Origin of the sequence: Nonomuraea montanisoli (genome assembly GCF_013363975.1) — a bacterium.
In the GTDB taxonomy this organism is placed as follows: domain Bacteria; phylum Actinomycetota; class Actinomycetes; order Streptosporangiales; family Streptosporangiaceae; genus Nonomuraea; species Nonomuraea montanisoli.
Genome location: NZ_JABWGN010000005.1, coordinates 520,137 through 540,869 on the forward strand (window position 1 = coordinate 520,137; position 20,733 = coordinate 540,869).

A 20,733-nucleotide genomic window follows, 5' to 3' on the forward strand; every position below is an offset into this window, starting at 1 on the left:
TCAGGGACCCCACCCTGACCGGCTCATCCTCGCCGCCATGGAATCTCCGGCGCTCTTTCGGGAAGCTGGGATGCGGGCACACGAGAAGGGACGTTGGCGATGGACTTCCGAGACGACGTCAACCTCGACTCCTCCCAGGTGGAGGACGTCGGCGGCAGCGGCGGCGGGGGCGGCGGGGGCGGCTTCCCCGGCGGCATGGTCCTGGGAGGCGGCGGCATCGTCACCCTGATCGTCATGGTCGTGGTGTTCCTGCTGAACAACGCCGGCGGGGGCGGCGGCGACCAGCCCGCCGCCCGGCGGCAGCCGGCCTCCGACCTGTCGCAGGAGTGCAAGACCGGCAAGGACGCCGACCAGTCGGAGAAGTGCCGGGTGATCGGCGTGGTCAACAGCATCCAGGACTACTGGAAGGGCGAGGTCTCGGGATACCGGCCCGCCAAGACCATCCTGTACTCGGGCGGCGTCCGCACGGCCTGCGGCGCGGCCGACTCCTCGGTCGGCCCGTTCTACTGCCCCGGCGACCAGCGCGTCTACCTCGACCTGAGCTTCTTCGACGACCTGCACAGCCGGTTCGGCGCCAAGGGCGGCCCGTTCGCCCAGGCGTACGTGATCGCCCACGAGTACGGGCACCACGTCGAGAACCTCACCGGCGCGCTGGAGGGCGGCGGCTCGGTGGCCACGGAGCTCCAGGCCGACTGCTACGCGGGCGTGTGGGCCAAGAACGCCATCGACACCGGCTTCTACGACAAGCCCTTCACCGACACCGACATCGCCGAGGCGCTGGACGCGGCGGCGGCCGTGGGCGACGATCGCATCCAGCAGCGCACCCAGGGGCGGGTCGATCCCGACTCGTTCACGCACGGCTCGTCCGAGCAGCGGGTGAACGCCTTCAAGCAGGGGTACGGATCCGGCAAGCCGTCGGCGTGCGCGACCAGGTGACGGGGCCGAACAGGCCCATCACCGGCCCCGGGAATTCTCGCGAACAGCACATCGAGGCTGAATCTCTCCTAAACTCTATGGGGTGATCTTCAAGCTGGTCGGCGATGGACGGCCCTATCCCGAACACGGTCTGACCACCCGAGAGTGGGCTCAGATCCCGCCGCGCCAGGTCCGGCTCGACTCGCTGATCACCACGAAGGCGATGCTGGACCTGCACTCGCTGCTCGCCGCGGACTCCACCTTCTACGGCGACCTCTTCCCGCACGTGGTGCAGTGGCGGGGCGAGCTCTACCTGGAGGACGGTCTGCACCGGGCGCTGCGGGCCGCCCTGCACCAGCGCTCCATCCTGCACGCCAGAGTGCTGGACCTGCCCGCCTGACATGCGAAGGGCCTCCGCCCTGTCAGTCCAGGTCGGAGGCCCTTCAGCGGCGGTGGTGGTGGGATTTGAACCCACGGATGAGTTGCCCCATCACACGCTTTCGAGGCGTGCGCCCTCGGCCACTAGGCGACACCACCGCCGACGAGCTTACCGGATCCGGCGAGTGGCGAAGAACGTCGTGAGGACGGCGGCGCATTCTTCGGCCATCACGCCCATGACGACCTCCGGCCGATGGTTGAGCCGGCGGTCCCTGACGACGTCCCACAGCGAGCCCACGGCGCCGCCCTTCTCGTCGACCGCGCCGTACACGATCCGGTCCACCCGGGCCAGCACCGCGGCGCCCGCGCACATCGTGCAGGGCTCCAGGGTCACCACGAGCGTGCAGCCGTCCAGCCGCCACGAGCCCCGGGCGCGCGCGGCCGCTCGCAACGCGAGCACCTCCGCGTGCCCGGTCGGGTCGGCCGCGGACTCGCGGTCGTTGCCCGCCGCCGCCAGCACCTCACCGGCCTCGTCGAGCACGACCGCCCCGACGGGCACCTCGCCGCGCTCTCCCGCGGCCACGGCCTCGGCCAGCGCCGGCCGCATCGCCTCGTCGTAGGGGGAGGCGTGCGCCGACGTCACCGCAACCGGTCGAGCTCGTCGGCGAACGACAGCCGCTCGGCGATCACGGACAGGACGTCGGCCGGCAGCACGCCCTCCTCCATGCTCAGCTCCAGCAGTTCCTCCGAGCTGAGACCGAGGTCGTTCAGCAGGTCGAGGTCGCCCGCCGGGCGGACGCCGAGCGCGTTGCCCTCCTTGTCGGCGCTCACGCCCGCGAACTCGGCGAACAGCTCGCCGATGCTGCCCGGCGCGATCGCGTGGGCGTCGGAGAGGAAGACGCGGGGCTCCTCGTCGTCGACGTAACGCACGATGGCGAACCACTCGTCCTCGGCCTCGACGCACAGCAGCGCCAGCTCGTCACCGGACAGGCCGAGCGCCTCGGTCACCGCGTCGCCGAGGTCGTCGACGATCTCGGCCCCGCTCAGGTCGACCTCGGCCCCGCTCCAGCCGTCCGGGGTCCTGACGAAAGCCGCGGCGAACGTGTTGGGCATGTCTCCAAGCTCCAGGTGTCCAGGCTCCGGGCGTGCAAGGTCTCGGGCTCAGCCGAAGACCGACTCGATGGCGCGCTCGAACGGCTCGGAGAAGCCGAGCCGCGCGGCGATGCTGGACAGCACGTCCTCGGGCAGAAGGTCTATGTCACCCGACAGGATGCCCAGCTCCATCTCGTCCAGACCCAGATCGGCGAAGATCGACAGGTCTCCCGCGGGGAGCGCGACCTCCTCGTCCTGGAGGATCTCCTCCAGCTCGTCCTCGTCGGGGACGGGCACGTCGAGGTATTCGAGCACCTGCTGGGCCAGCGGGAAGTCCCAGGAGGCGGCGATGTCGGAGAGGAACACGTCGACGCGCTCCCCGACGACGCGCAGCGCCACGAAGAACTCGTCACCCACCGCGACCAGGCCGATGGTCCCGCTCTCGCTCGGCTGCTGGCGCAGGGCCTTGATCAGCCCGTGCAGGTCCGACGTGAGCGCCACCGGCAGCATCTCGGCGTCCCAGCATTCGTCCTCGCGATAGACCACGATGGCGAAGTCGAACGCGTCCTCGTCTGTCATCGTCCACCCCACCCGATGTGGCCCCTACGGGCTCCCAATGGTTCCAGAGAGCACCGGTCCCCGTGTGCCGGTCGGACCAAATTGTGATCAAAACCGGGGCACGACGTGCCGGTACGTCCCACACAAGATAGCGTTATCCCTTATGGAAACCCTCGTCGTCGACCATCCGCTCGTGGCCCACAAGCTCACCACGCTGCGCGATGTCCGCACCGATTCGCCCACGTTCCGGAGGCTCGCGGACGAGTTGGTGACGCTGCTGGCGTACGAGGCGACCCGCGACGTCCGCGTCGCCGACGTGACCGTGCAGACCCCTGTGGCCGAGGCCCACGGCGTGCGGATGGCGCGGCCGTACCCGCTGGTGGTGCCGATCCTGCGGGCCGGGCTCGGCATGCTCGACGGCATGACCCGGCTGCTGCCGACGGCCGAGGTGGGCTTCCTCGGCATGATCCGCAACGAGTCGACCCTGCAGGCCGAGACGTACGCCACGCGGCTGCCCGACGACCTGTCCGGCCGGCAGTGCTACGTGGTGGACCCGATGCTGGCCACCGGCGGCACGCTGGCGGCGGCCGTGCAGTTCCTCTTCGACCGGGGCGCCGACGACGTCACGGCGATCTGCCTCCTCGCGGCGCCGGAGGGCCTGGCGCACATGGACGAGTTCTTCGCCGGCTCGGGCAAGCCGATCCGGGTGGTCACCGCGGCGCTGGACGAGCGGCTCAACGAGAACGGCTACATCGTCCCCGGCCTGGGCGACGCGGGCGACCGGCTGTACGGCGTCGTCTGACCCCTCCGCCCCCCTGCTCGGCGAGATGGGTCGCCTGAGAAATCACCTTTCCGTCACGCCGAGTGGTTCACTCGTTACATACTGTGGTTGCATGGGTACGTAGCGAGGGGAAGGCAACTTCCGCATGGGCGCGAGGGGGCGCGAGATGAACGAGCTGGCGGCAGCCGGGGTGTTCTCGTGAGCGAGCACACCGAGGCGGATCCGAGTCCGTACGCGGACGTCCCGACTCCGTACGCGGACGTCGAGACCACGCTGCGTGACGAATTCGCCGGCGTTCACTCGGCGACCACCGTAACGCGCTGCGTCGAGGCGGCGCACTACGGCGCGCTGGAAGTCACCGGCTACGCGCATCCGAGCCTCGTCGAGCGGATCGCGCGCAAGCACCTTCACGTCCTCGCGCTCGTGGCGAGCGAGCGAGGCTAGGCAAGATCTCAACTAAGCCGTGAACAGACCTTTACCCGGGCTGCCGGGTGGGTAATGTAGACGGCGGGTGCAGGTAAGGGTACGGAGGCCACGGTGCAGGTCAAAAAAGTCCTCTCATGGGGCGGGCTCGGTTTTGCGGCGTACTACCTGTTGGCACGGCCGAACGACGCGGCGACCGCAGTCAAAGGCACGTTCGACTCGGTGTTCAACGCGGCCGACTCTCTGGCGCAATTCGTGAACAACCTGACATGAGACTTGTGACCCACGGGGACTCCGCCCCGTCGTCGGTCAACCGTTACCTGCTCCCCGACGAACAACAGGTCATCATGGTGCGGCGCCACCCGGCCGTGCTGCTCCGTCCGGTCGCCGAGGTCTTCGGCGGCCTGATCATCGCCGGACTGCTCAGCAAGTTCTTCGGCGACTCCGGAGGCGGCACGGCCCTCGTGGTCGTCTGGTGGCTGTGGCTGTTGCTGTTGATCCGTTTCGTATGGAAAGTCGCGGAGTGGTCGGTCGATTACTTTGTGGTGACTTCTAAGCGGATGTTGTCCACCACGGGACTGATCACCCGCAAGGTCGCGATGATGCCGCTGTCCAAGGTCACCGACATGAGTTTCAAGCGATCTCTCCTTGGGCGCATGCTCGGCTACGGTGAGTTCATCCTGGAATCGGCCGGTCAGGACCAGGCACTCTCGACCGTGCAGTACATTCCCTACCCCGAGACCCTGTACCTCGAGGTCTGTCAGATGCTTTTCCCCAGCAAGGACAGCGGCGACGATTAATCCCCCGTAGGGGAATTCTTCACCTGGGGATACCAGATTCGGCCACTTCATGCAATCATTGCGTGTTGTTGACCCTTCCCCGCCTTGAGAGATGAGATGCCGAGTCAGGGAACCATCGGTGACCGCGTCCGCGGACTGCGGCTGAACAGGCGGATGTCCCAGGCCCAGCTGGCCGGGCCCGACCTGTCTGACAGTTATGTCTCGCTCATCGAGTCGGGTAAGCGAACTCCGACTCCGGTGGTCGCCCGGCTCCTGGCGGAGCGGCTGGGCTGCACCACCGAGTTCCTCCTGCACGGCATCGAGCCGCGCCAGCGGATCGACACCGAGCTGGGGCTGCGCCACGCCGAGCTGGAGCTGCGCCACGGCGACCCGGTCCTCGCGGCCGAGCGCTTCACGGAGATCGTGAAGGCCGCCGACGAGGAGAACGCCATGCTCACGGCGCACGCCCGCTTCGGCCGGGCGCGCGCGCTGGAGGCGCAGGGTCGCCTGGGTCAGGCCGTCGAGGCGTTCGAGCGGCTGCGCAGGGAGGCGTCGGCACACCCGGAGCGGCTGGCCGACCTGCCGCTCGCCGTGGCGCTGAGCCGCTGCTACCAGCACGCCGGCGACCGGCTGCGCGCCCGCGACCTCGCCGCCCACGCGCTGGAGCAGGCCCAGCGGCTGTCGCTCACGCAGGGTGAGATCGCCGTCGACCTGGCCGCGGCGATCGTCGAGGCGCGCGAGGAGATGGAGAGCGACTCCACCGAGCTCGCGTACGTGCGGCAGGTGCTCGACGTCAACGACGTTCCTGGCGTTGTGGACCGTTCCGGAGAGATTCACGCCCTGTGGCAGGCGAGCGTCGCCGCCGCGGCGGGCGACGACTCGGCGCTGGCCGTCCGGCTGGCCGACGACGCCATCACGGCGGGCCGCCCGGCGCGGATCGCGCTGCAGCTCGCGCGGGTCGCCGTGCACTGGGCACGGCTCGCGACGACGCCTGTCGCCGAGGCCGAGCGGCTGGTGGAGGCGGCGGCCAGGACGTTCACCTCGGCTCCCGGCACCGGCGGGGAGCGCGGTGAGGCGCTGATCACGCACGCGCGGGTCCGGCTGCGTGCCGGCGACCCGGCGCGGGCGGGCGAGCTGGCGACCGCGGTCCTGGAGACGGCGGCCGGCGCGTCGCGCACCACCGCGGCCGAGGCCCGGCTGGTGCTCGCGACCGTGACGCTCGACCTGGGCGCCGACGCGTCGGCGCACCTGGCCGGGGCGGGGGAGCTGCTGCGGGCGCTGGGCCGGCCGATGTTCGGCACCGACCGCCAGGCGGCCCGCTGCTGGCGCGAGCTCGGCGACCTGTACGGCCGGGCCGGGGGCAGGGCGCAGCAGACGGCCGCGTATCGTAAGGCGCTGGAAGCCGCTGGGGTCCATTCCGCGCTGGCGGGCCTGCCGGTTAACGCCGCGGTCTCCGGTTGATCGGAAAACTCCTCCTGGGAGTTCCAGATTTGTGTTCTTCGGTCTGGAATAATTAGGGTCTACCAGTCATTGACTCATAGGATGATTGGTTTCCCCGGAGGAGGCGGACCGTGAGTCTGCGTACGGCGCAGCGAGCTTCGCTCGTGGACCAGGTGATCGATCAGCTCAAGGAGCAGATCACATCAGGGTCGTGGCAGATGAACGGCAAGATCCCGACGGAGACGGTGCTCGCCGAGCAGCTCGGGGTGGGGCGCAACACCGTTCGCGAGGCCGTACGCGCGCTGACTCACGCGGGGCTGCTGGAGTGCCGTCAGGGCGACGGCACCTACGTCCGCGCGACGAGCGAGCTCTCCGGTGCCATGCTCCGCCGCCTGCGGCAGGCGGAGCAGCTGGAGATCCTGGAGGTACGGCGCGCCCTGGAGGTGGAGTCGGCCCGGCTGGCCGCCACCCGGCGCACCGACGAGGACATCCTGCGCATCGAGGCGGCGCTCGCCGAGCGCGAGCGCGCCTGGGAGCTCGACGACCCCGACTTCTTCGTGGAGGCCGACCTGGCCTTCCACATGGCCGTGGCGCACGCCACGCACAATCTCGTGCTGATCGACCTGTTCGAGGACTTCTCGGCCGCGCTGCGGGCCAGCATCACGGCCGCGGGCACGTCGCTCAACAAGAGCTACATCCCGCACGACGCGATCGCCCGCGCCATCGCGGCGGGCGACGCCACCGCCGCCGAGCGCGCCAGCCATGCCTGCATGGAGCACATCTTGATCGCTCTGACCGATGCGTAGTTCTTTCTGTTACGGCTCCGCCCGGGTCGCCGTACGGGGCTGAGGGCCTCCAGGGACACGGCCGCTGAGCCCCGATCTTCTTCTGTCGCAATCTTTTGCTCTGTTACGGCTCCGCCCGGCAGGCGCCAGTCGCCGTACGGGGCTGAGGGCCTCCAGGGACACGGCCGCTGAGCCCGCACGGGGCCGGGCGCCGTTACGTGCGTCTTGTTGACCGTGGCTTCCCTCATGCCTGGCCGAGGAGCTGGTTCGCGTGGGCTCGGGCGAAGTCCGCGAACGGTGTGGGCTGCTTGCCCGTCACCGACGCGTAGTCCTTCGTCGTGTAGTCGCCCCAGCCCTTCGCGTAGGCGCGCAGGTACTCCGCGGTGACCGCGGCGATCCACTCGGGCACGCCCGCCTCCTTCATGCCGGCGTAGGCCTGTTCCGGCTCCAGGGAGTGGTAGGCGATCGACCGGCCGTACACCTCGGCGAGCTGCTCGGCCGCCTCGCCCAGCGAGATGCTGGCCGGGCCGGTCAGGGTGTAGACCTTGCCTGTGTGCGGTCGGGGGTCGGTGAGGACGGTGGCGGCGAACTCGCCGATGTCCCGTACGTCGATGAGGCCCAGCCGGCCCTGCCCGGTGCCGCCGTACAACGTGTCGCCGGAGACCGAGCCGAACAGGTTCTGCATGAAGAAGGCCGGGCGGATGACGGTCCAGCCGAGGCCGGACGCCTGGAGCTCGGTGTCGGACAGGGCGTGCAGGCGGCCGTTGCGGGTGGGCGCGTCGTGCGCGGCGCCGATCGCCGACATGCGCACCACGTGCCGCACGCCCGCCTGGCGGGCCGCCCAGACCGCGTTCATGCTGGCGTGGGGGGCCTGCGGCCCCATCGCGGTGAGCAGCCACAGCGTCTCCACGCCGTCGAAGGCGTCGGTGAGCGTCGCGGGGTCGTCGAGGTCGCCGACGGCCACCTCGTACCCGGTGGGGGCCTTGGCGGGGTCGCGCACCAGCACCCGCACGCCGTCCTTGCCGGGCAGCGCGTCGAGCACGGCGCTGGAGACGGTGCCGGTGGCTCCGGTGATGAGGATGGTCATGGTCAGCCCTCGTTCTCTTCCGTGGTGCCGTCTTCCGCGGACACCAGCTCGTCGATCAGCTCGAAGAAGCCCCGGATGCCGGGCAGGTTGCCGCCCTTGGCGGCCGAGGCGGCGCGGTCCTCGGGCGCACGCCACTCGACGATGTCGAGCCACTCGTCGCCGGGCAGGCGCACCAGGCGCGCTCCGAGGAAGCCCGCGCGGTCCGCGCGGAAGTCCGCGAGCATTCCGGGGCGGGCGGCGAGCAGCCGCTCGGCGTTCTCCGGAGAGACGCGGAACCGGGTGAGTTCCACCGTTCTGGTCATGAGAAGACTATATAGTAAGAATCAGTGACTATCAAGATTGATGACTAACAGGAGGCGTGGACGTGCGCAGGAGCCAGCGCAAGCGGGAGAACCCGGACCTCGGGATCCTGGCCGGGCGGACACTGTTCGCGGTGCAGCGGGTGCTGTTCGGAGCCGTCACCGGGCAGGGGCACCCCGAGCTGCGGCCGCGGCACGGCGCGGTGCTCGCGTACCTCGACGAGGAGGGCAGCCGGGCCACCGACCTGGCCGCCCAGTCGGGCCAGCACAAGCAGGTCATCGGCACGCTGGTGGACGAGCTGGTGGCGCTCGGCTACGTCGAGCGGCAGCCCGACCCGGCCGACCGCCGGGCCAAGCTGATCGTGCCCACGGCCAAGGGCCTGGACGAGATGGCCAAGTCGGACGCCGCCATGGCCGGGATCGAGGCCGAGCTGGCCGCGACCGTGGGCGAGGAGGCGTACGGGGAGTTCAAGCGCGTCTTCAAGCGGGTGGCCGACGGCCTGTCGGCCCGTCGGCCCGAGTGACGCGCCCTCACCAGCACGGCCACCGGTGACGCGCGGGCTCAGGAGCCGAGGCGCAGGGACATCACGAGGTAGCGGAAGGCCGCGTCGGCGTCGCCGGGGACGTCCTGGATCAGCGCGGGGCGCGTCGGCGACTCCATGTTGATGCGGGCCAGCTCCGTCTCGATGCCGGTCAGGCCGTCGAGCAGGAACTGCGACTGGAACGCGATCTCGATGTCGTCGCCCCTGAGGTCGCACTCCAGCACCTCGGTGCCGCGGCCGATGTCGCCGCCGCCCGCCCGGAGCGTCACCTGCCCCTGAGTGAACGACAGCCGGATCGCGGTGTTGCGCTCGGCCACCAGCGCGACCCGTTTGATGGCGTCGACGAACGGCCCCACCCGCACGTCGGCCCGGATCGACCAGTCGGAGGTCAGCCGCGTGCGGTAGTCGATGAACTGCTCGTCGAGCAGCCGCACCGTGGTGCTGCGCCCGACACTCTCGAAGCCGGCCACCCCGTCGCCCATCGCGATCTGCACCTCGCCGCCGCGCAGCGACTTGGCCACCTCGACCAGCACGCGCGCGGGCACCATGGCCGAGACGGCGACGTCGGGCCGCGCCGGCCGCCAGGCGAACGTGCGGGCCGCGATCCGGTAGCGGTCGGTCGCGGCCATCGTGACCGTCTCGCCCTCGATGTCGACCCGGATGCCGGTGAGCATGGGCAGCGTGTCGTCGCGGCTGGAGGCGGGCGCGACCTGGCCGACCGCCGAGGCGAACACGCCGCCGCCGACGGCGCCGACGGCCGGCGGCATCGTGGGCATGGTCGGGAAGTCCTCGACGGGCATCGTGATCAGGCCGAACTCGGCGCTGCCGCAGGTCAGGACCGCCTCCTGGCCTTCGGTGACGATCTGCACCTCGTCGCCGGGCAGGCTGCGGCTGATCTCGGCCAGCAGCCGGCCCGGGATCAGGACGCCGCCGGTCTCGGCCACGTCGGCGTCGATCCGCGCCTGGGCGGAGACGTCGTAGTCGAACGCGGACAGGCTCAGCTCCTCGCCGGCCACGAGCAACAGGCCGGAGAGCACGGGCATGACGGGACGGCTGGGGAGGACCCGGGCAGCCCATGCCACGGCATCTGCCAGAACATCGCGGTTGACCCGGATTTTCACGTGAACGACCCTTTCGCTCGCCTGCCTCCTATGAAAGGTAGCCGGTCGGACCGACAATCCGACCCGGCGGCCGCCTTCGAGGTCAGCGGCTGTTGAGGTAGGCGAGCACCGCCAGCACCCTGCGGTTGTCGTCCTCCGACGGCGCCAGGTCGAGCTTGGCGAAGATGCTCGCGGTGTGCTTGGCCACCGCGCTCTCGCTCAGGTAGAGCCGCTGCGCGATGGCGGCGTTGGAACGGCCCTCGGCCATGGCCTCCAGCACCTGCCGCTCGCGCGGCGTCAGCGCGGCCAGCGGTTCGCGCCGGGCGTTGCTGGCCAGCAGCTTGGCGATGACCTCGGGGTCCATGGCCGTGCCGCCCTCCGCCACCCGGCGCACCGCGTCCACGAACTGCCCGGCGTTGAGCACGCGGTCCTTCAGCAGGTAGCCGATCGCGCCGGAGCCGTCGGCCAGCAGTTCGCGGGCGTAGAGCTGCTCGACGTGCTGCGACAGCACGAGGATCGGCAGGCCGGGCACCCGCCGGCGGGCCTCCAGCGCCGCCTGGAGCCCCTCGTCGGTGAACGTGGGCGGCAGCCGCACGTCCACGACCGACACGTCGGGCCGCAGCTCGACCAGCCCCTTCAGCAGGTCCGGACCGCTCTCCACGGCGGCCACGACCGAGAACCCGTGGGCCTGGAGCAAATGGACCAGACCGTCCCTGAGCAGGTAGAGGTCCTCGGCGATCAGCACGCGGTTCCCCATCAGCCCAGCCCCAGCCGGCGCGGCGCCTCGGCCATCCAGCGGTCGCGGTTGTGCTTGGCGGGGATCGCGATGGCGGTCGCGTACATGCCGAGCCCCAGGGCGAGCATGAGGAGGATGACCGGCCACTGGAAGGGCTCGGGGACGTACAGGGCGAGGAACCACGACTTCTCGGGGATCTCGAAGGTCTTGAACACGGCGGCGACCAGCCCCTGCGGGAACGTCGGGCACCAGGCCAGCGACCAGCAGAGGGCGACCACGACGGCCTTCCACCGCGGCAGCCTGGGCAGGCTGCCCGACCAGAGCTCCGGAAGCACCTTGGGCAGCACCATCATGACGGTCGTCGGGCCGCCCGGCGGGCTGTTGATCGCCATCACGCCGTCGAAGGCGGCCAGCCGCCGCTCGATGCCGCACAGGCCGCTGCCGCCCTCCGGGTCCGCGCCGCCCAGGCCGTCGTCCGTGACCGTGATGCGCAGACTCGGGCCGTCGGAGCTGATGTCCACGCTCGCCGAGCGGGCGTCCCCGTGGCGGGCGGCGTTGGCGAGCAGCTCGCTGACCGCGAAGTAGACCGCGGCCTCCACCGGGGGTTCGGGCCGGTGCGGCAGGTCCACCTGCACCTCCACCCGCAGCGCGGTGTCCATCGCGAGGGCGCGTACGGCGTCGGCGAGCCCCCGCTCCGCCAGCACCGGAGGGTGGATGCCGCGGATGAGCCTGCGCAGCTCGGTCAGCGTCTCGGCGGAGGCGTCGCGGGCCTTGCTCATCAGCGTCCTCGCCGCGGCCGGGTCCGCGTCCATCAGCTCCTCGGCCGCGCCCAGGGTCATGCCGATCGCGATGAGCCTGGCCTGGGTGCCGTCGTGCAGGTCGCGCTCGATGCGCCGCATCTCGGCCGCCTGGGAGTCCGCGGCGATGCTGCGCGACTGGTGCAGGTGGGTGAGCTGGCCGCGCAGCACGCTCGTACGGGTGGCCGACAGCAGCAGGACGCACCACTGGCCGTACACCCGCAGCCCCTTGGCGGGCGTGAGGAGGAGCACCGGCAGCAGGGCGAGCTTGACCAGCGGGTCGAGGACCAGCCACAGCAGGTCGCGCCAGGTCGCCGGGTCGGTGCTCAGCCACTTCCACCGCGCGTTCCAGGCGGGGATGCGGGGCGACCTGTACAGCGTCCGCTCGTAGCGGTACAGCCCGTCCGCCATCGGCTGGGGCGGCGCCGGTTCCGGCAGGTACGGCGAGGCGATCCGGATCCCGGACCACGCTCCGACCCGGCTCCGGGCCTCCTCGGCGGCCCCCCGCACCAGGCGCACGGCCGGCGGATAGAGGAAGACCAGCCCCAGGGTGAACGTCAGGATCATCGCCGGCAGCGCGAACAGCAGGATGCCGACCTGGACGAGGGTCATCCCGAGCAGCGCGGCCACCCGGGCCGTCCCGGTCAGTCGTCGGAGCATGCCACCAGTGTGCGCGAACGGCGACGTCACCGGCACTGTACCTAGGTACACCTTTGCCGGGTATCCAACCCGATTCCCGGAGCAGCGCCCGATTCCTACCGTCGAGACCATGAAGGTGATCGAGGTGAGGAACCTCCGCAAGAGCTACCCCCATCACGTGGCGGTGGAGGACGTGTCGTTCGAGGTGGCCGAGGGAGAGATCTTCGGCATCCTCGGACCCAACGGCGCCGGCAAGACGACCACCGTCGAGTGCGTCGCCGGCCTGCGCGTGCCCGACTCCGGCACCGTGCGGGTGGCCGGGCTCGACCCGCACGACGACCGCGACGAGCTGCGCCGCGTGCTCGGGGTGCAGCTCCAGAGCGCCGCGCTGCCGGAGAAGATCAAGGTCTGGGAGGCCCTGGACCTGTACGCCTCCTTCTACCCGCACCCCGCCGACTGGGAGGAGCTGATGCGCCGGGTCGGGCTGCACGAGAAGCGCGACACCGCGTTCGCCAGGCTGTCCGGCGGCCAGCGCCAGCGGCTGTCGGTCGCCCTGGCCCTGGTGGGCCGGCCGCGCGTGGCGGTGCTCGACGAGCTGACCACCGGTCTCGACCCGCAGGCCCGCCGCGACACGTGGGAGCTGGTGGAGCAGGTGCGCGACTCGGGCGTCACGATCGTGCTGGTCACCCACTTCATGGAGGAGGCCGAACGGCTCTGCGACCGGCTCACCCTCATCGACCGGGGCCGTGTCGTCGCCACCGGCACCCCGGCCGCGCTCGTCGCGCAGGCGGGCGGCGAGCAGCGGCTCAGGTTCAGGCCGTCGGCGCCCGTGGACCACGCGCTGCTGCTGGCGCTGCCCGAGGTGCGTTCGGTCACCGGCAGCGGCGAGCACCTGGAGGTCACCGGCGTCGGCGACCTGGCGCCCGCCGTCACGCTCGCGCTCGCCGAGCACCGCGTCGTGCCCACCGACCTGCGCGTCGAGCAGGCCACGCTCGACGACGCGTTCCTCGCGCTCACCGGAAGGACCCTGTCATGAGGAAGATCCTCGCCATCGAGACCAAGCTCTACCTGCGCGAGTGGCCCGTCATGCTGTTCACGATCGCGTTGCCGGTCGGGCTGCTGCTGGTGCTGGGCAGCATCCCCGGCATGGGCAAGCCCGACCCGGCGCTGAGCGGGCAGCGCGTCACCGACACCCAGTTGCCGGCCATGATGACGCTGCTGGCGATGCTCACGCTGGCGTTCACGGTGCTGCCGACCGTGCTGACCACGTACCGCGAACGGGGCGTGCTGCGGCGGATGTCGACCACGCCCGTCCATCCCTCCCGGATGCTCGTGGGGCAGCTCGTCATCAACGTGGCCGTCGGCGCCGTGTCCACCGTGCTGGTCGTCGTGCTCGGCCGGCTCGTGCTGGGGACGGCCATGCCGCGGCAGCCGGTCGGGTTCGTGCTGGTGTTCCTGCTGGGCACGGCCGCGCTGATGGCCATGGGGCTGGTGATCGCCTCGCTGGCGCCGACCGGGAAGGCCGCCTCCGGGATCGGGTCGGTGGTGATGTTCCCGCTGATGTTCGTGGCGGGCATGTGGATCCCGCGCGAGTTCATGCCGGGGGCGCTGCGCGTCTTCAGCGACTACTCGGTGGCCGGCCCGTTCGCCCAGGCCATGCGCGCCACCTGGGCGGGCGACTGGCCGCAGCCGCTGCACCTGGTGGTCATGGCGGCCGGGCTGGTCGTCTTCGGCGGGCTGGCCGTGCGCCTCTTCCGCTGGGAGTGAGCGCCATGGGCGGGCGTCAGGCCCAGACGGGGCGGGCGCCCGTGACGTTCAGCATGATCGAGTAGAGCGAGGTGGAGGCGGCGACGAACAGCCGGTTGCGCTTGAGCCCGCCGAACACCAGGTTGGCGACATAGTCGGGCAGGTGGAGCTTGCCGATCAGCGTGCCGTCGGGGTCGTAGCAGTGCACCGACTTGCCCGCCGCCGCCCACACGCGGCCCGTGTCGTCGAGCCGCATCCCGTCGTACGCCTCGCCGGCCGCCCCCTCCGCGAAGACCCGGCCCTTCTCCAGGGTCCCGTCCCCGGTCACCTCGAAGACGCGGATGTGGCGGCGCCGGGTGTCGGCCACGTACAGCAGCCGCTCGTCCAGGGAGAACGCCAGCCCGTTCGGCCGCTCGAAGTCGTCGGCCACGATGCGCGCCTCGCCGGTCACCGGGTCGATCCGGTAGACGTGGCAGCCGTCGATCTCCTGCTCGGCCCGCACCCCTTCGTAGTCGCTGGTGATCCCGTACGACGGGTCGGTGAACCAGACCGAGCCGTCGGAGCGGACGACCGCGTCGTTGGGGCTGTTGAGGCGCCTGCCCTCCCAGCGGTCGGCGAGGACGGTGATCGACCCGTCGTGCTCGGTGCGGGTGACGCGGCGGTTGCCCTGCTCGCAGGAGATCAGCCGGCCCTCGCGGTCGAGGGTGTTGCCGTTGGTGTAGCCGGAGGGCGTGCGGAACGGGCCGACGGCGCCGGTGAACTCGTCCCAGCGCAGCATGCGGTCGTTCGGGATGTCGCTCCAGACCAGGAAGCGGCCGGCGGGGAAGTAGACGGGGCCCTCGGCCCAGCGGGTGCCGGTGTACAGCCGCTCGACCACGTCGTCGCCGGCGACGCGGGCGAACCGCTCGTCCAGGACCTCGAACCGCGTGGGAATCACATCCATCATGCTGAGAGCCAATCGCACCTGACACCATTTGGTCAAATGGCGATATTTCCAGATATCATCTGGTCGTGGATGAGATTGACAGGAAGCTGGTCGGGCTGCTCCAGGACGACGCCGGCCGCTCGTACGCCTCCCTGGGCCAGGCCGTGGGGCTGTCCGGCGCGGCGGCGCACGAGCGGGTGCGCAAGCTGCGCGAGCGCGGCGTCATCAGGCGCACGACCGTCGAGGTCGACCCGGCCGAGCTCGGCCGGCCGGTGACGGCGTACGTGCTCGTGGACGGCAGCACGTGGATGGGCGACACCGCCGAGCGGCTGCGGGGCATCCCGGCGGTCGAGGAGGCGCACGTCATCGCCGGTCCCGCCTCGCTCCTGCTCAAGGTGCGCACGGCGACGACCCGCGACCTGCAGCGGGTGCTGCGGCAGGTGTTCGAGGTGGAGGGGGTGACCGGCACGCAGACCGTCGTGGTGCTGGAGACCTTCTTCGAGCGGCCGAGCGATCCTGAACTATAGTCCAGGTATGACCAGGGCCCCGTGGAACACCAAGGAGCTGACCGTCGGGCAGCTCTCCGAGCGCAGCGGCGTCGCCGTGTCGGCGCTGCACTTCTACGAGGCCAAAGGGCTCATCAGCAGCCGCCGGACGGCGGGCAACCAGCGCCGCTACACCCGTGACACGCTGCGCCGGGTCGCCTTCGTCCGGCTGGCCCAGCGCATCGGCATCCCGCTGAAGACCATCAGGGAGGCGCTGGAGACGCTCCCCGAGGAGCGCACCCCCACGCGCACCGACTGGGCCCGGCTCTCGGCCGCCTGGCGTGGGGAGCTCGACGACCGCATCGAGCAGCTCCAGCGGCTGCGCGACGACCTGACCGACTGCATCGGCTGCGGCTGCCTGTCGCTCGACCGGTGCGCGCTGGCCAACCAGTACGACCGGCTGGGCGACGAGGGGCCGGGGGCCAGGCGCATCGACACCCACATCGTCCGGCCCTGCGCCCCCGAAGGCTGCCGCACCGCCTGAGCCTGGTCGGCCGGGGGGTTACCAGGTCTGCGGCTGCGGGATCTTCGGCTACGGGGTCTTCGGCTGCGGGGGGACGATCAGCGTCGGGCGGCGCGCGTGGTGCAGCACGTGGTTGGAGACGCTGCCCAGCAGCACCGACCGTGCCTCCGACAGGCCGCGCGAGCCGGTGACGACCAGCGAGGCGTCCAGCTCGTCGGCCACGTCCACGATCGTCTTCCAGATCGACTCCCGGTCGGCCACGGCCCGATGGGACACCTCGGCGATCCCGGAGGCCCGCGCCAGGTCGGCCCCCTCCTTGGCGTGCGCCTCGGCCAGCTCGCGCCACTCGTCCGCGCCGTCCTTGATCACCGCGGCGTCGGCCAGTGGATACCTCCTGAGCTGCACCAAGAGCGGCTCCCAGACGGTCACGACGACCACGGGTTCGGCGGCCAGGTGCTTGGCCGCGAACTCGATCGCGGCGCGCGAGTCGGCCGAGCCGTCATAGGCGATGAGGATGGACATGGCCTGCTCCCTTCACTGCTCTCGTCAGGTGCAGCACCGGGATGATCGGCCGGGATTCCGGAGCGGCCTGTCTGGTGCGTCACACCGACCATCCAGGTGGCGACGTGCGCGCGGCCTGCTTCCGGCCTGCCGCTCCCTGGCTCAGGACAGGTCGAGGCCGGCGAGCTGGGCCCGGCTGACCACGTTGAGCTTGGGGAAGGCCCGGTAGAGGTGGTAGCTGACCGTCTTCGGGCTGAGGAAGAGCTGCGCCCCGATCTCCCGGTTCGTCAGCCCGGCCGCCGCCAGCCGTACGATCTGCAGCTCCTGGGGCGACAGCGCCGAGACCGTCTCGTCGCCCCCGGTCGGAGCGCTGGTGTCGCCCGCCGCCCGCAGCTCCGTGCGCGCGCGCTCGGCCCACGGCCGGGCCCCCAGCCGCTCGAACGTCTCCAGCGCCGCGCGCAGGTGCGGCCGGGCGCTGCCCTTGTGCCGCTCCCTGCGCAGCCGCTCGCCGAAGGCGAGCCGGGTCCGCGCGGCCTCCCAGGGCCGTCCGCTGTCGGCGTGCAGCCGTACGGCGGCGCGGAAGTGCTCGTGGGCGGCGTCCCAGTCGGGTTCGAGCAGGGCCCGGCACCGGTGGAGAACCGCCCCGGCCCAGTCGAGGCCGGCGGCGAGGGACCACTCCTCGAAGCGCCGCAGCGGCTCGCCGGCCGGAGCTCCCAGCCGTACGGCCGCCTCGATCTGGTCGGGCGCGAAGTACACCGCCTGGATCTGGTGGCGCACCGGCCCGTCCACGGCGGCGTCGAGGCGGTCCAGCGCCTCGGCGAACCGGCCGTGCCCGAGGTCCAGCAGGGCCAGCGCCCATTCGGCCCAGGCAGGGCCGTTGACGATCCGGTTGGCGTCGAACCGGTCGAGGCAGCGGGCCGCCAGCCGGGAGCACTCGGCCGCGTCGCCGCGCGCGGCGGCGATCCAGGCGAGCATGCCTTCGAGGTAACCGGCCCGGTTCGGCTGGCCGGTGTCGGCGGCCAGCCGCAGCCCCTCGGCGGCGCCGGCCACGGCGTCATTGAACCGGCCCAGGTAGAGGTCCGAGGCCGTGAGCGTCAGCAGAGCCAGCGGGATCCTGCCGATCTCGCCGCGCGCCCGGCACTCCGCCGCGACGGCGGCCGAGATGTCGCGCCCGGCCTGGAAGTCGCCGACCAGCCCGGCGACGAAGGCGGCGTTGATCCGTAGCGCGTGCGCGCCCTCCCGGATCCGGCCGCCGTCGGCGACCAGGCCGCGCATGGTGGCCAGGGCTCCGGCCGGGCCCTCGGCCAGGAGCTCGGCCGCGCCCGTGACCGCGTCCACGGCGGGGCCGAGCCCGTCGCCGGGCCGCAGCCCGAGCGTGTGGAGCCGGTCGGACGCCTCCGCGACCCGGCCGGGGTCGCTGAGCTGCCAGGCGTTGCGGGCGGCGTCGATGAGCATCGCCCCGGCCATGACCCGGTCCACCTCGGCCACCGCCTCCGCGCCCGACACGAGCAGGTCGTGGGCGAGGTGGGGCGCACCCTCGTCGAAGGCGAGACGGGCGCGCAGCTCCGAGAGCCGCGCGAGCGAGCGGGGGTCCGTCTCCAGCCGGCCGGCGCGTTCGGCCAGGTCCTTGGCCCGTACCGGCTGGCCGGCGTCGGCCGCCGCCACCGCGGCGGAGGTCAGGCGGCGCGCCCGCACGGCCGTCTCCTCCGTCAGCTCGGCGGCGCGCTCCAGGGCGGCGGACGCCCCCGCGTCGCCGCCGCGCTCCCTGGCCCGCTCCGCGGCCTGCTCCAGCGCCGCCGCGGCCGTCTCGTCCGGGCCCGTCGCCGCCGCGGCCAGGTGCCACGCCCGCCGGTCCGGCCGCCCGTCCAGCAGCCGCGCCAGCACGCGGTGCATCGCCAGCCGCTCGGCGAACGTGCCGTGCCGGAACGCCGCGGCCCGCATCAGCGGGTGCGCGAACGTCACCCGTGCCCCCTCGACCCGGATCAGCCCGGACCGCTCCGCCGCGCCCAGAGCCATGGGGGCGACGCCGAGCTCCTCGGTCGCACGCATGATCACGGGCAGTTCGCCGCCGTCCTCGACCGCGGTGAGCATCAGCACGGTACGCACCGCCTCCGGCAGTGCGGCGATGCGCGCGGCGTACGCCTCCTGGATGCGGCGCGGCAGTGGCAGCGGACCCTGGACCGGCGTGCTCTCGGGCAGTTCGAGCAGCGCGAGCGGGTTGCCGCCGCTCTCCTCGATGACCCGCTCGCGCAATGCTCCGTCGAGGCCGGGCGCGCGTTCCGCGAGCAGCCGCGCGGCGCTCTCCCGATCGAGCCCGGCCAGCGCGTGCTCCGGCAGGCCCGCGGCGTCGAAGCCGTCCCGGGCGCCGAACAGCAGCACGACCCCCTCGGCGTGCAGGCGGTGGGCCGCGAACCGCAGCGCCCCCGCCGACGCCCGGTCCAGCCAGTGCGCGTCGTCCACCAGGCACAGCAGGGGCCGTTCCTCGGCCAGGTCCGACAGCAGCGACAGGACCGCCAGGCCCACGAGGAGCTCGTCGTCCCGGCTCGCCGGCCCGATGCCGAGCGCGCCCCTGCGCACCATCGGCGCGACCACCCAGCAGGTCAGGCGCATGGTGTACGGCGAGGCCCTGCTGGTCGCCGTCACCGCCTCCGCCACCGGCGCGCTGCTCGGCCCCCTCGGCGCCCGCCCGATCCAGGACTGGCTGGTCAGCCTGGGGATGGCGCCCGGCTGGCTGGTGCCCAGCACCTCCTCGGCGCCGTCGTGGATCGCCTTCGGGACCGGGGTGGTCGTCGCGGTGCTCGGCGTGGTCATGTCGGCCCGGCGGGCCGGCCGGGTGCCGCCCGCCGAGGCGCTGCGCGAGTCCGGTGCGGAGCGGGGCGTCATGACGCCCGGCCGCTGGGTCGCCGGTCTCGCCGTCCTGGCCACCGCCCTGGTCAGCATGACGATGACGGCCGTGGGCAACCCGTCGTCCGCCACCGGCAACAAGTCGTACATGCCGGTCCTGATGCTGCTCATCGCCGCGGTCGGCCTGCTCGCGCCCGTCGTGGTACGGCCGGTCACCAGGCTGCTCACCTGGCCCGTCGAGCGGCTGCGGGGCGCCGGCGGCACCGTCGTCGCGGCCGGAGCGGTGGCCTCCGCCCGGCAGACCGCCGCGACCGCCGCGCCCGTCCTCGTCACGGTCGGCCTGGCCGCCTCGCTGCTCGGCGCCGCCGCCATGAGCGACGCCGCCAGGACCGCGATGGAGGCCGGGCCGATCCGCGCCGACTACGTGGTGCTGCCCACCGGCCCGGCCGGGCTCGACCGGCAGCTCGTACGACGGCTGCGTGACGTCCCCGGCGCGGACGTCACCACCGTGACACCGACCAGCGTCTACACCCTCGAAGGCAGGACCGCGCTGATCCGGCGGCCGGCCGAGGCCGTCGACCCGGGCGCCCTGCGCCGGACCGTGGACGTGCCGGTCGTCGCCGGGTCGCTGGCCGGGCTCCGCGACGACACGATCGCGGTGTCCGAGACGTGGGACCTGGGCGTCGGCCGGAGCGTCACCATGTGGCGCGCCGACGGCAGCGAGGCGACCTTCACGGTCACCGCCGTGCTCGGCTCCCGCTCCGCCGCCGACTCCTACGTCACCCCGGCCCACGCCTTCTCCGCCCTGCCGTACCGGGCGTACGTGAAGCTGCGACCGGGCGCGGCGGCGGACCAGGTCGGGGCGGCGCTCCAGCGGGCCACGCGGGGCCACGACGCCCGCGCCCTCACCAAGGCCGCGTGGGAGCGGCAGCTCGGCACGGGCCGCGCCTCGGCCAGCCGGCTGGGCCTGCTGGTGGTGCTCGGCATCATGCTGGCCTACACGGCGATCGCCCTGGTCAACACGCTGTTGATGGCCGCCTCGGACCGCGCGGCGGAGCGTGGGGCGCTGCGCCTGCTGGGGGCGACCCGGGGGCAGGTCCTGAGGTACGTGATGGGCGAGGCGCTGCTGGTGGTGGCGGTCGGCACGGTCCTCGCCGCGCTGGCCACGGCGCTCAGCCTGCTCGGGCTGTGGACGGCGCTGGTCCAGCTCACGGGACTGATCCCGGCGACGCTGCCGTGGGCGACGATGCCGTGGGGGACGATCGCCGCGGTGACGGGCGGGTGCGCGGTGCTGGCGGTGCCGGCGGCGGTGATCCCGGCGCTGGCGTCGAAGGACGTCAGACCCTCGGCGGCCTGAC

At 72.2% G+C, this 20,733-nt stretch carries 25 protein-coding genes and 1 tRNA gene; 14 read left to right on the forward strand and 12 right to left on the reverse strand.

Annotation, left to right across the window (positions count from 1 at the left end; genetic code table 11):
* Positions 1 to 99 precede the first annotated feature (99 nt).
* Together ypfJ and HTZ77_RS15085 are read left to right on the forward strand one after the other, a co-directional pair.
* On the forward strand, positions 100 to 936 hold the full coding sequence (gene ypfJ / locus HTZ77_RS15080) for a KPN_02809 family neutral zinc metallopeptidase (protein WP_175590170.1): 837 nt from the start codon (positions 100 to 102) through the stop codon (positions 934 to 936).
* Positions 937 to 1,018: 82 nt separating this feature from the next.
* Positions 1,019 to 1,315, forward strand: coding sequence for a type II toxin-antitoxin system VapB family antitoxin (locus tag HTZ77_RS15085; RefSeq protein WP_175590171.1), 297 nt, complete (start codon positions 1,019 to 1,021; stop codon positions 1,313 to 1,315).
* A 50-nt stretch (positions 1,316 to 1,365) separates the two neighbouring features.
* On the opposite strand, the gene HTZ77_RS15090 is transcribed toward HTZ77_RS15085, so the two are convergent.
* From HTZ77_RS15090 to HTZ77_RS15105, 4 genes are all read right to left on the reverse strand, one after another.
* Positions 1,366 to 1,452 (reverse strand) — tRNA-Ser (locus HTZ77_RS15090).
* A 10-nt stretch (positions 1,453 to 1,462) separates the two neighbouring features.
* Positions 1,463 to 1,900 (reverse strand): nucleoside deaminase, encoded by a 438-nt coding sequence (locus HTZ77_RS15095; RefSeq protein ID WP_175590291.1) that lies wholly within the window; start codon positions 1,898 to 1,900, stop codon positions 1,463 to 1,465.
* A 32-nt stretch (positions 1,901 to 1,932) separates the two neighbouring features.
* Positions 1,933 to 2,406, reverse strand: a complete 474-nt coding sequence (locus HTZ77_RS15100) for a tRNA adenosine deaminase-associated protein (RefSeq protein WP_175590172.1) — start codon at positions 2,404 to 2,406, stop codon at positions 1,933 to 1,935.
* Positions 2,407 to 2,454: 48 nt separating this feature from the next.
* Positions 2,455 to 2,964 (reverse strand): tRNA adenosine deaminase-associated protein, encoded by a 510-nt coding sequence (locus HTZ77_RS15105; RefSeq protein ID WP_175590173.1) that lies wholly within the window; start codon positions 2,962 to 2,964, stop codon positions 2,455 to 2,457.
* 142 nt (positions 2,965 to 3,106) lie between these two features.
* Between HTZ77_RS15105 and upp the strand changes: the two genes are divergently transcribed.
* The 6 genes from upp to HTZ77_RS15135 all read left to right on the forward strand — a co-directional run bounded on the left by upp (position 3,107) and on the right by HTZ77_RS15135 (position 7,172).
* Positions 3,107 to 3,745, forward strand: coding sequence for a uracil phosphoribosyltransferase (upp, locus tag HTZ77_RS15110; protein WP_175590174.1), 639 nt, complete (start codon positions 3,107 to 3,109; stop codon positions 3,743 to 3,745).
* A 177-nt stretch (positions 3,746 to 3,922) separates the two neighbouring features.
* A complete protein-coding gene (locus HTZ77_RS15115) occupies positions 3,923 to 4,168 on the forward strand; it encodes a hypothetical protein (RefSeq protein WP_175590175.1) in 246 nt (81 codons plus the stop codon).
* A gap of 93 nt (positions 4,169 to 4,261) precedes the next feature.
* Positions 4,262 to 4,420: a hypothetical protein gene (locus tag HTZ77_RS15120; RefSeq protein WP_175590176.1), complete on the forward strand. Its 159-nt coding sequence runs from the start codon at positions 4,262 to 4,264 to the stop codon at positions 4,418 to 4,420.
* The gene (locus HTZ77_RS15125; protein ID WP_175590177.1) at positions 4,417 to 4,947 is read left to right on the forward strand and encodes a PH domain-containing protein; all 531 of its coding nucleotides are present in this window, start codon (positions 4,417 to 4,419) and stop codon (positions 4,945 to 4,947) included. The genes HTZ77_RS15120 and HTZ77_RS15125 overlap by 4 nt, the downstream gene beginning before the upstream one ends.
* Before the next feature lie 96 nt (positions 4,948 to 5,043).
* Positions 5,044 to 6,387: a helix-turn-helix domain-containing protein gene (locus tag HTZ77_RS15130; protein ID WP_175590178.1), complete on the forward strand. Its 1,344-nt coding sequence runs from the start codon at positions 5,044 to 5,046 to the stop codon at positions 6,385 to 6,387.
* 110 nt (positions 6,388 to 6,497) lie between these two features.
* Positions 6,498 to 7,172, forward strand: coding sequence for a FadR/GntR family transcriptional regulator (locus tag HTZ77_RS15135; RefSeq protein ID WP_175590179.1), 675 nt, complete (start codon positions 6,498 to 6,500; stop codon positions 7,170 to 7,172).
* Positions 7,173 to 7,395: 223 nt separating this feature from the next.
* Here HTZ77_RS15135 and HTZ77_RS15140 read toward each other — a convergent pair whose 3' ends face one another.
* Positions 7,396 to 8,238: an SDR family oxidoreductase gene (locus HTZ77_RS15140; RefSeq protein ID WP_235994673.1), complete on the reverse strand. Its 843-nt coding sequence runs from the start codon at positions 8,236 to 8,238 to the stop codon at positions 7,396 to 7,398.
* 2 nt (positions 8,239 to 8,240) lie between these two features.
* The gene (locus HTZ77_RS15145) at positions 8,241 to 8,540 is read right to left on the reverse strand and encodes a hypothetical protein (protein WP_175590180.1); all 300 of its coding nucleotides are present in this window, start codon (positions 8,538 to 8,540) and stop codon (positions 8,241 to 8,243) included.
* Between the two features lie 56 nt (positions 8,541 to 8,596).
* Here HTZ77_RS15145 and HTZ77_RS15150 point away from each other — a divergent pair, with 56 nt between their 5' ends.
* On the forward strand, positions 8,597 to 9,061 hold the full coding sequence (locus HTZ77_RS15150) for a MarR family winged helix-turn-helix transcriptional regulator (protein ID WP_328808600.1): 465 nt from the start codon (positions 8,597 to 8,599) through the stop codon (positions 9,059 to 9,061).
* A 38-nt stretch (positions 9,062 to 9,099) separates the two neighbouring features.
* On the opposite strand, the gene dnaN is transcribed toward HTZ77_RS15150, so the two are convergent.
* The 3 genes from dnaN to HTZ77_RS15165 form a co-directional block, all read right to left on the reverse strand.
* Positions 9,100 to 10,200, reverse strand: coding sequence for a DNA polymerase III subunit beta (gene dnaN, locus HTZ77_RS15155; protein ID WP_175590181.1), 1,101 nt, complete (start codon positions 10,198 to 10,200; stop codon positions 9,100 to 9,102).
* Positions 10,201 to 10,282: 82 nt separating this feature from the next.
* Positions 10,283 to 10,936: a response regulator gene (locus HTZ77_RS15160; protein WP_175590182.1), complete on the reverse strand. Its 654-nt coding sequence runs from the start codon at positions 10,934 to 10,936 to the stop codon at positions 10,283 to 10,285.
* A complete protein-coding gene (locus HTZ77_RS15165) occupies positions 10,936 to 12,372 on the reverse strand; it encodes a sensor histidine kinase (protein ID WP_175590183.1) in 1,437 nt (478 codons plus the stop codon). The genes HTZ77_RS15160 and HTZ77_RS15165 overlap by 1 nt, the downstream gene beginning before the upstream one ends.
* Positions 12,373 to 12,481: 109 nt before the next feature.
* Here HTZ77_RS15165 and HTZ77_RS15170 point away from each other — a divergent pair, with 109 nt between their 5' ends.
* Together HTZ77_RS15170 and HTZ77_RS15175 are read left to right on the forward strand one after the other, a co-directional pair.
* On the forward strand, positions 12,482 to 13,387 hold the full coding sequence (locus HTZ77_RS15170) for an ABC transporter ATP-binding protein (protein ID WP_175590184.1): 906 nt from the start codon (positions 12,482 to 12,484) through the stop codon (positions 13,385 to 13,387).
* Complete coding sequence (locus HTZ77_RS15175) at positions 13,384 to 14,118, forward strand: ABC transporter permease (RefSeq protein ID WP_175590185.1); 735 nt, start codon at positions 13,384 to 13,386, stop codon at positions 14,116 to 14,118. The genes HTZ77_RS15170 and HTZ77_RS15175 overlap by 4 nt, the downstream gene beginning before the upstream one ends.
* Positions 14,119 to 14,134: 16 nt before the next feature.
* Here the strand turns inward: HTZ77_RS15175 and HTZ77_RS15180 are convergent, their stop codons facing one another.
* On the reverse strand, positions 14,135 to 15,043 hold the full coding sequence (locus HTZ77_RS15180) for an SMP-30/gluconolactonase/LRE family protein (protein ID WP_175590186.1): 909 nt from the start codon (positions 15,041 to 15,043) through the stop codon (positions 14,135 to 14,137).
* 65 nt (positions 15,044 to 15,108) lie between these two features.
* Between HTZ77_RS15180 and HTZ77_RS15185 the strand changes: the two genes are divergently transcribed.
* A complete protein-coding gene (locus tag HTZ77_RS15185; protein WP_175590187.1) occupies positions 15,109 to 15,549 on the forward strand; it encodes an Lrp/AsnC family transcriptional regulator in 441 nt (146 codons plus the stop codon).
* Between the two features lie 7 nt (positions 15,550 to 15,556).
* On the forward strand, positions 15,557 to 16,051 hold the full coding sequence (soxR, locus tag HTZ77_RS15190; RefSeq protein WP_175590188.1) for a redox-sensitive transcriptional activator SoxR: 495 nt from the start codon (positions 15,557 to 15,559) through the stop codon (positions 16,049 to 16,051).
* A 48-nt stretch (positions 16,052 to 16,099) separates the two neighbouring features.
* On the opposite strand, the gene HTZ77_RS15195 is transcribed toward soxR, so the two are convergent.
* A complete protein-coding gene (locus tag HTZ77_RS15195; RefSeq protein WP_175590189.1) occupies positions 16,100 to 16,552 on the reverse strand; it encodes a universal stress protein in 453 nt (150 codons plus the stop codon).
* 141 nt (positions 16,553 to 16,693) lie between these two features.
* Positions 16,694 to 19,186, reverse strand: a complete 2,493-nt coding sequence (locus HTZ77_RS48200) for a helix-turn-helix transcriptional regulator (protein ID WP_175590190.1) — start codon at positions 19,184 to 19,186, stop codon at positions 16,694 to 16,696.
* Between HTZ77_RS48200 and HTZ77_RS15205 the strand changes: the two genes are divergently transcribed.
* On the forward strand, positions 19,140 to 20,732 hold the full coding sequence (locus HTZ77_RS15205) for an ABC transporter permease (RefSeq protein WP_175590191.1): 1,593 nt from the start codon (positions 19,140 to 19,142) through the stop codon (positions 20,730 to 20,732). The two genes, HTZ77_RS48200 and HTZ77_RS15205, sit on opposite strands and share 47 nt — an antisense overlap.
* The last annotated feature ends 1 nt before the right edge of the window (position 20,733 follow it).

Excerpts from the sequence above, each read along its gene's own strand:
- HTZ77_RS15165 (WP_175590183.1), bottom strand. The coding sequence starts at position 12,372 with ATGCTCCGACGACTGACCGGGACGGCCCGGGTGGCCGCGCTGCTCGGG.
- HTZ77_RS15125 (WP_175590177.1), top strand. The coding sequence starts at position 4,417 with ATGAGACTTGTGACCCACGGGGACTCCGCCCCGTCGTCGGTCAACCGT.
- HTZ77_RS15170 (WP_175590184.1), top strand. The coding sequence starts at position 12,482 with ATGAAGGTGATCGAGGTGAGGAACCTCCGCAAGAGCTACCCCCATCAC.
- HTZ77_RS15180 (WP_175590186.1), bottom strand. The coding sequence starts at position 15,043 with ATGATGGATGTGATTCCCACGCGGTTCGAGGTCCTGGACGAGCGGTTC.
- ypfJ (WP_175590170.1), top strand. The coding sequence starts at position 100 with ATGGACTTCCGAGACGACGTCAACCTCGACTCCTCCCAGGTGGAGGAC.
- HTZ77_RS15145 (WP_175590180.1), bottom strand. The coding sequence starts at position 8,540 with ATGACCAGAACGGTGGAACTCACCCGGTTCCGCGTCTCTCCGGAGAAC.
- HTZ77_RS15100 (WP_175590172.1), bottom strand. The coding sequence starts at position 2,406 with ATGCCCAACACGTTCGCCGCGGCTTTCGTCAGGACCCCGGACGGCTGG.
- HTZ77_RS15205 (WP_175590191.1), top strand. The coding sequence starts at position 19,140 with ATGGTGTACGGCGAGGCCCTGCTGGTCGCCGTCACCGCCTCCGCCACC.
- HTZ77_RS15130 (WP_175590178.1), top strand. The coding sequence starts at position 5,044 with ATGCCGAGTCAGGGAACCATCGGTGACCGCGTCCGCGGACTGCGGCTG.
- HTZ77_RS15095 (WP_175590291.1), bottom strand. The coding sequence starts at position 1,900 with ATGCGGCCGGCGCTGGCCGAGGCCGTGGCCGCGGGAGAGCGCGGCGAG.
- HTZ77_RS15175 (WP_175590185.1), top strand. The coding sequence starts at position 13,384 with ATGAGGAAGATCCTCGCCATCGAGACCAAGCTCTACCTGCGCGAGTGG.
- HTZ77_RS15195 (WP_175590189.1), bottom strand. The coding sequence starts at position 16,552 with ATGTCCATCCTCATCGCCTATGACGGCTCGGCCGACTCGCGCGCCGCG.
- HTZ77_RS15105 (WP_175590173.1), bottom strand. The coding sequence starts at position 2,964 with ATGACAGACGAGGACGCGTTCGACTTCGCCATCGTGGTCTATCGCGAG.
- HTZ77_RS15160 (WP_175590182.1), bottom strand. The coding sequence starts at position 10,936 with ATGGGGAACCGCGTGCTGATCGCCGAGGACCTCTACCTGCTCAGGGAC.
- soxR (WP_175590188.1), top strand. The coding sequence starts at position 15,557 with ATGACCAGGGCCCCGTGGAACACCAAGGAGCTGACCGTCGGGCAGCTC.
- HTZ77_RS15140 (WP_235994673.1), bottom strand. The coding sequence starts at position 8,238 with ATGACCATCCTCATCACCGGAGCCACCGGCACCGTCTCCAGCGCCGTG.
- upp (WP_175590174.1), top strand. The coding sequence starts at position 3,107 with ATGGAAACCCTCGTCGTCGACCATCCGCTCGTGGCCCACAAGCTCACC.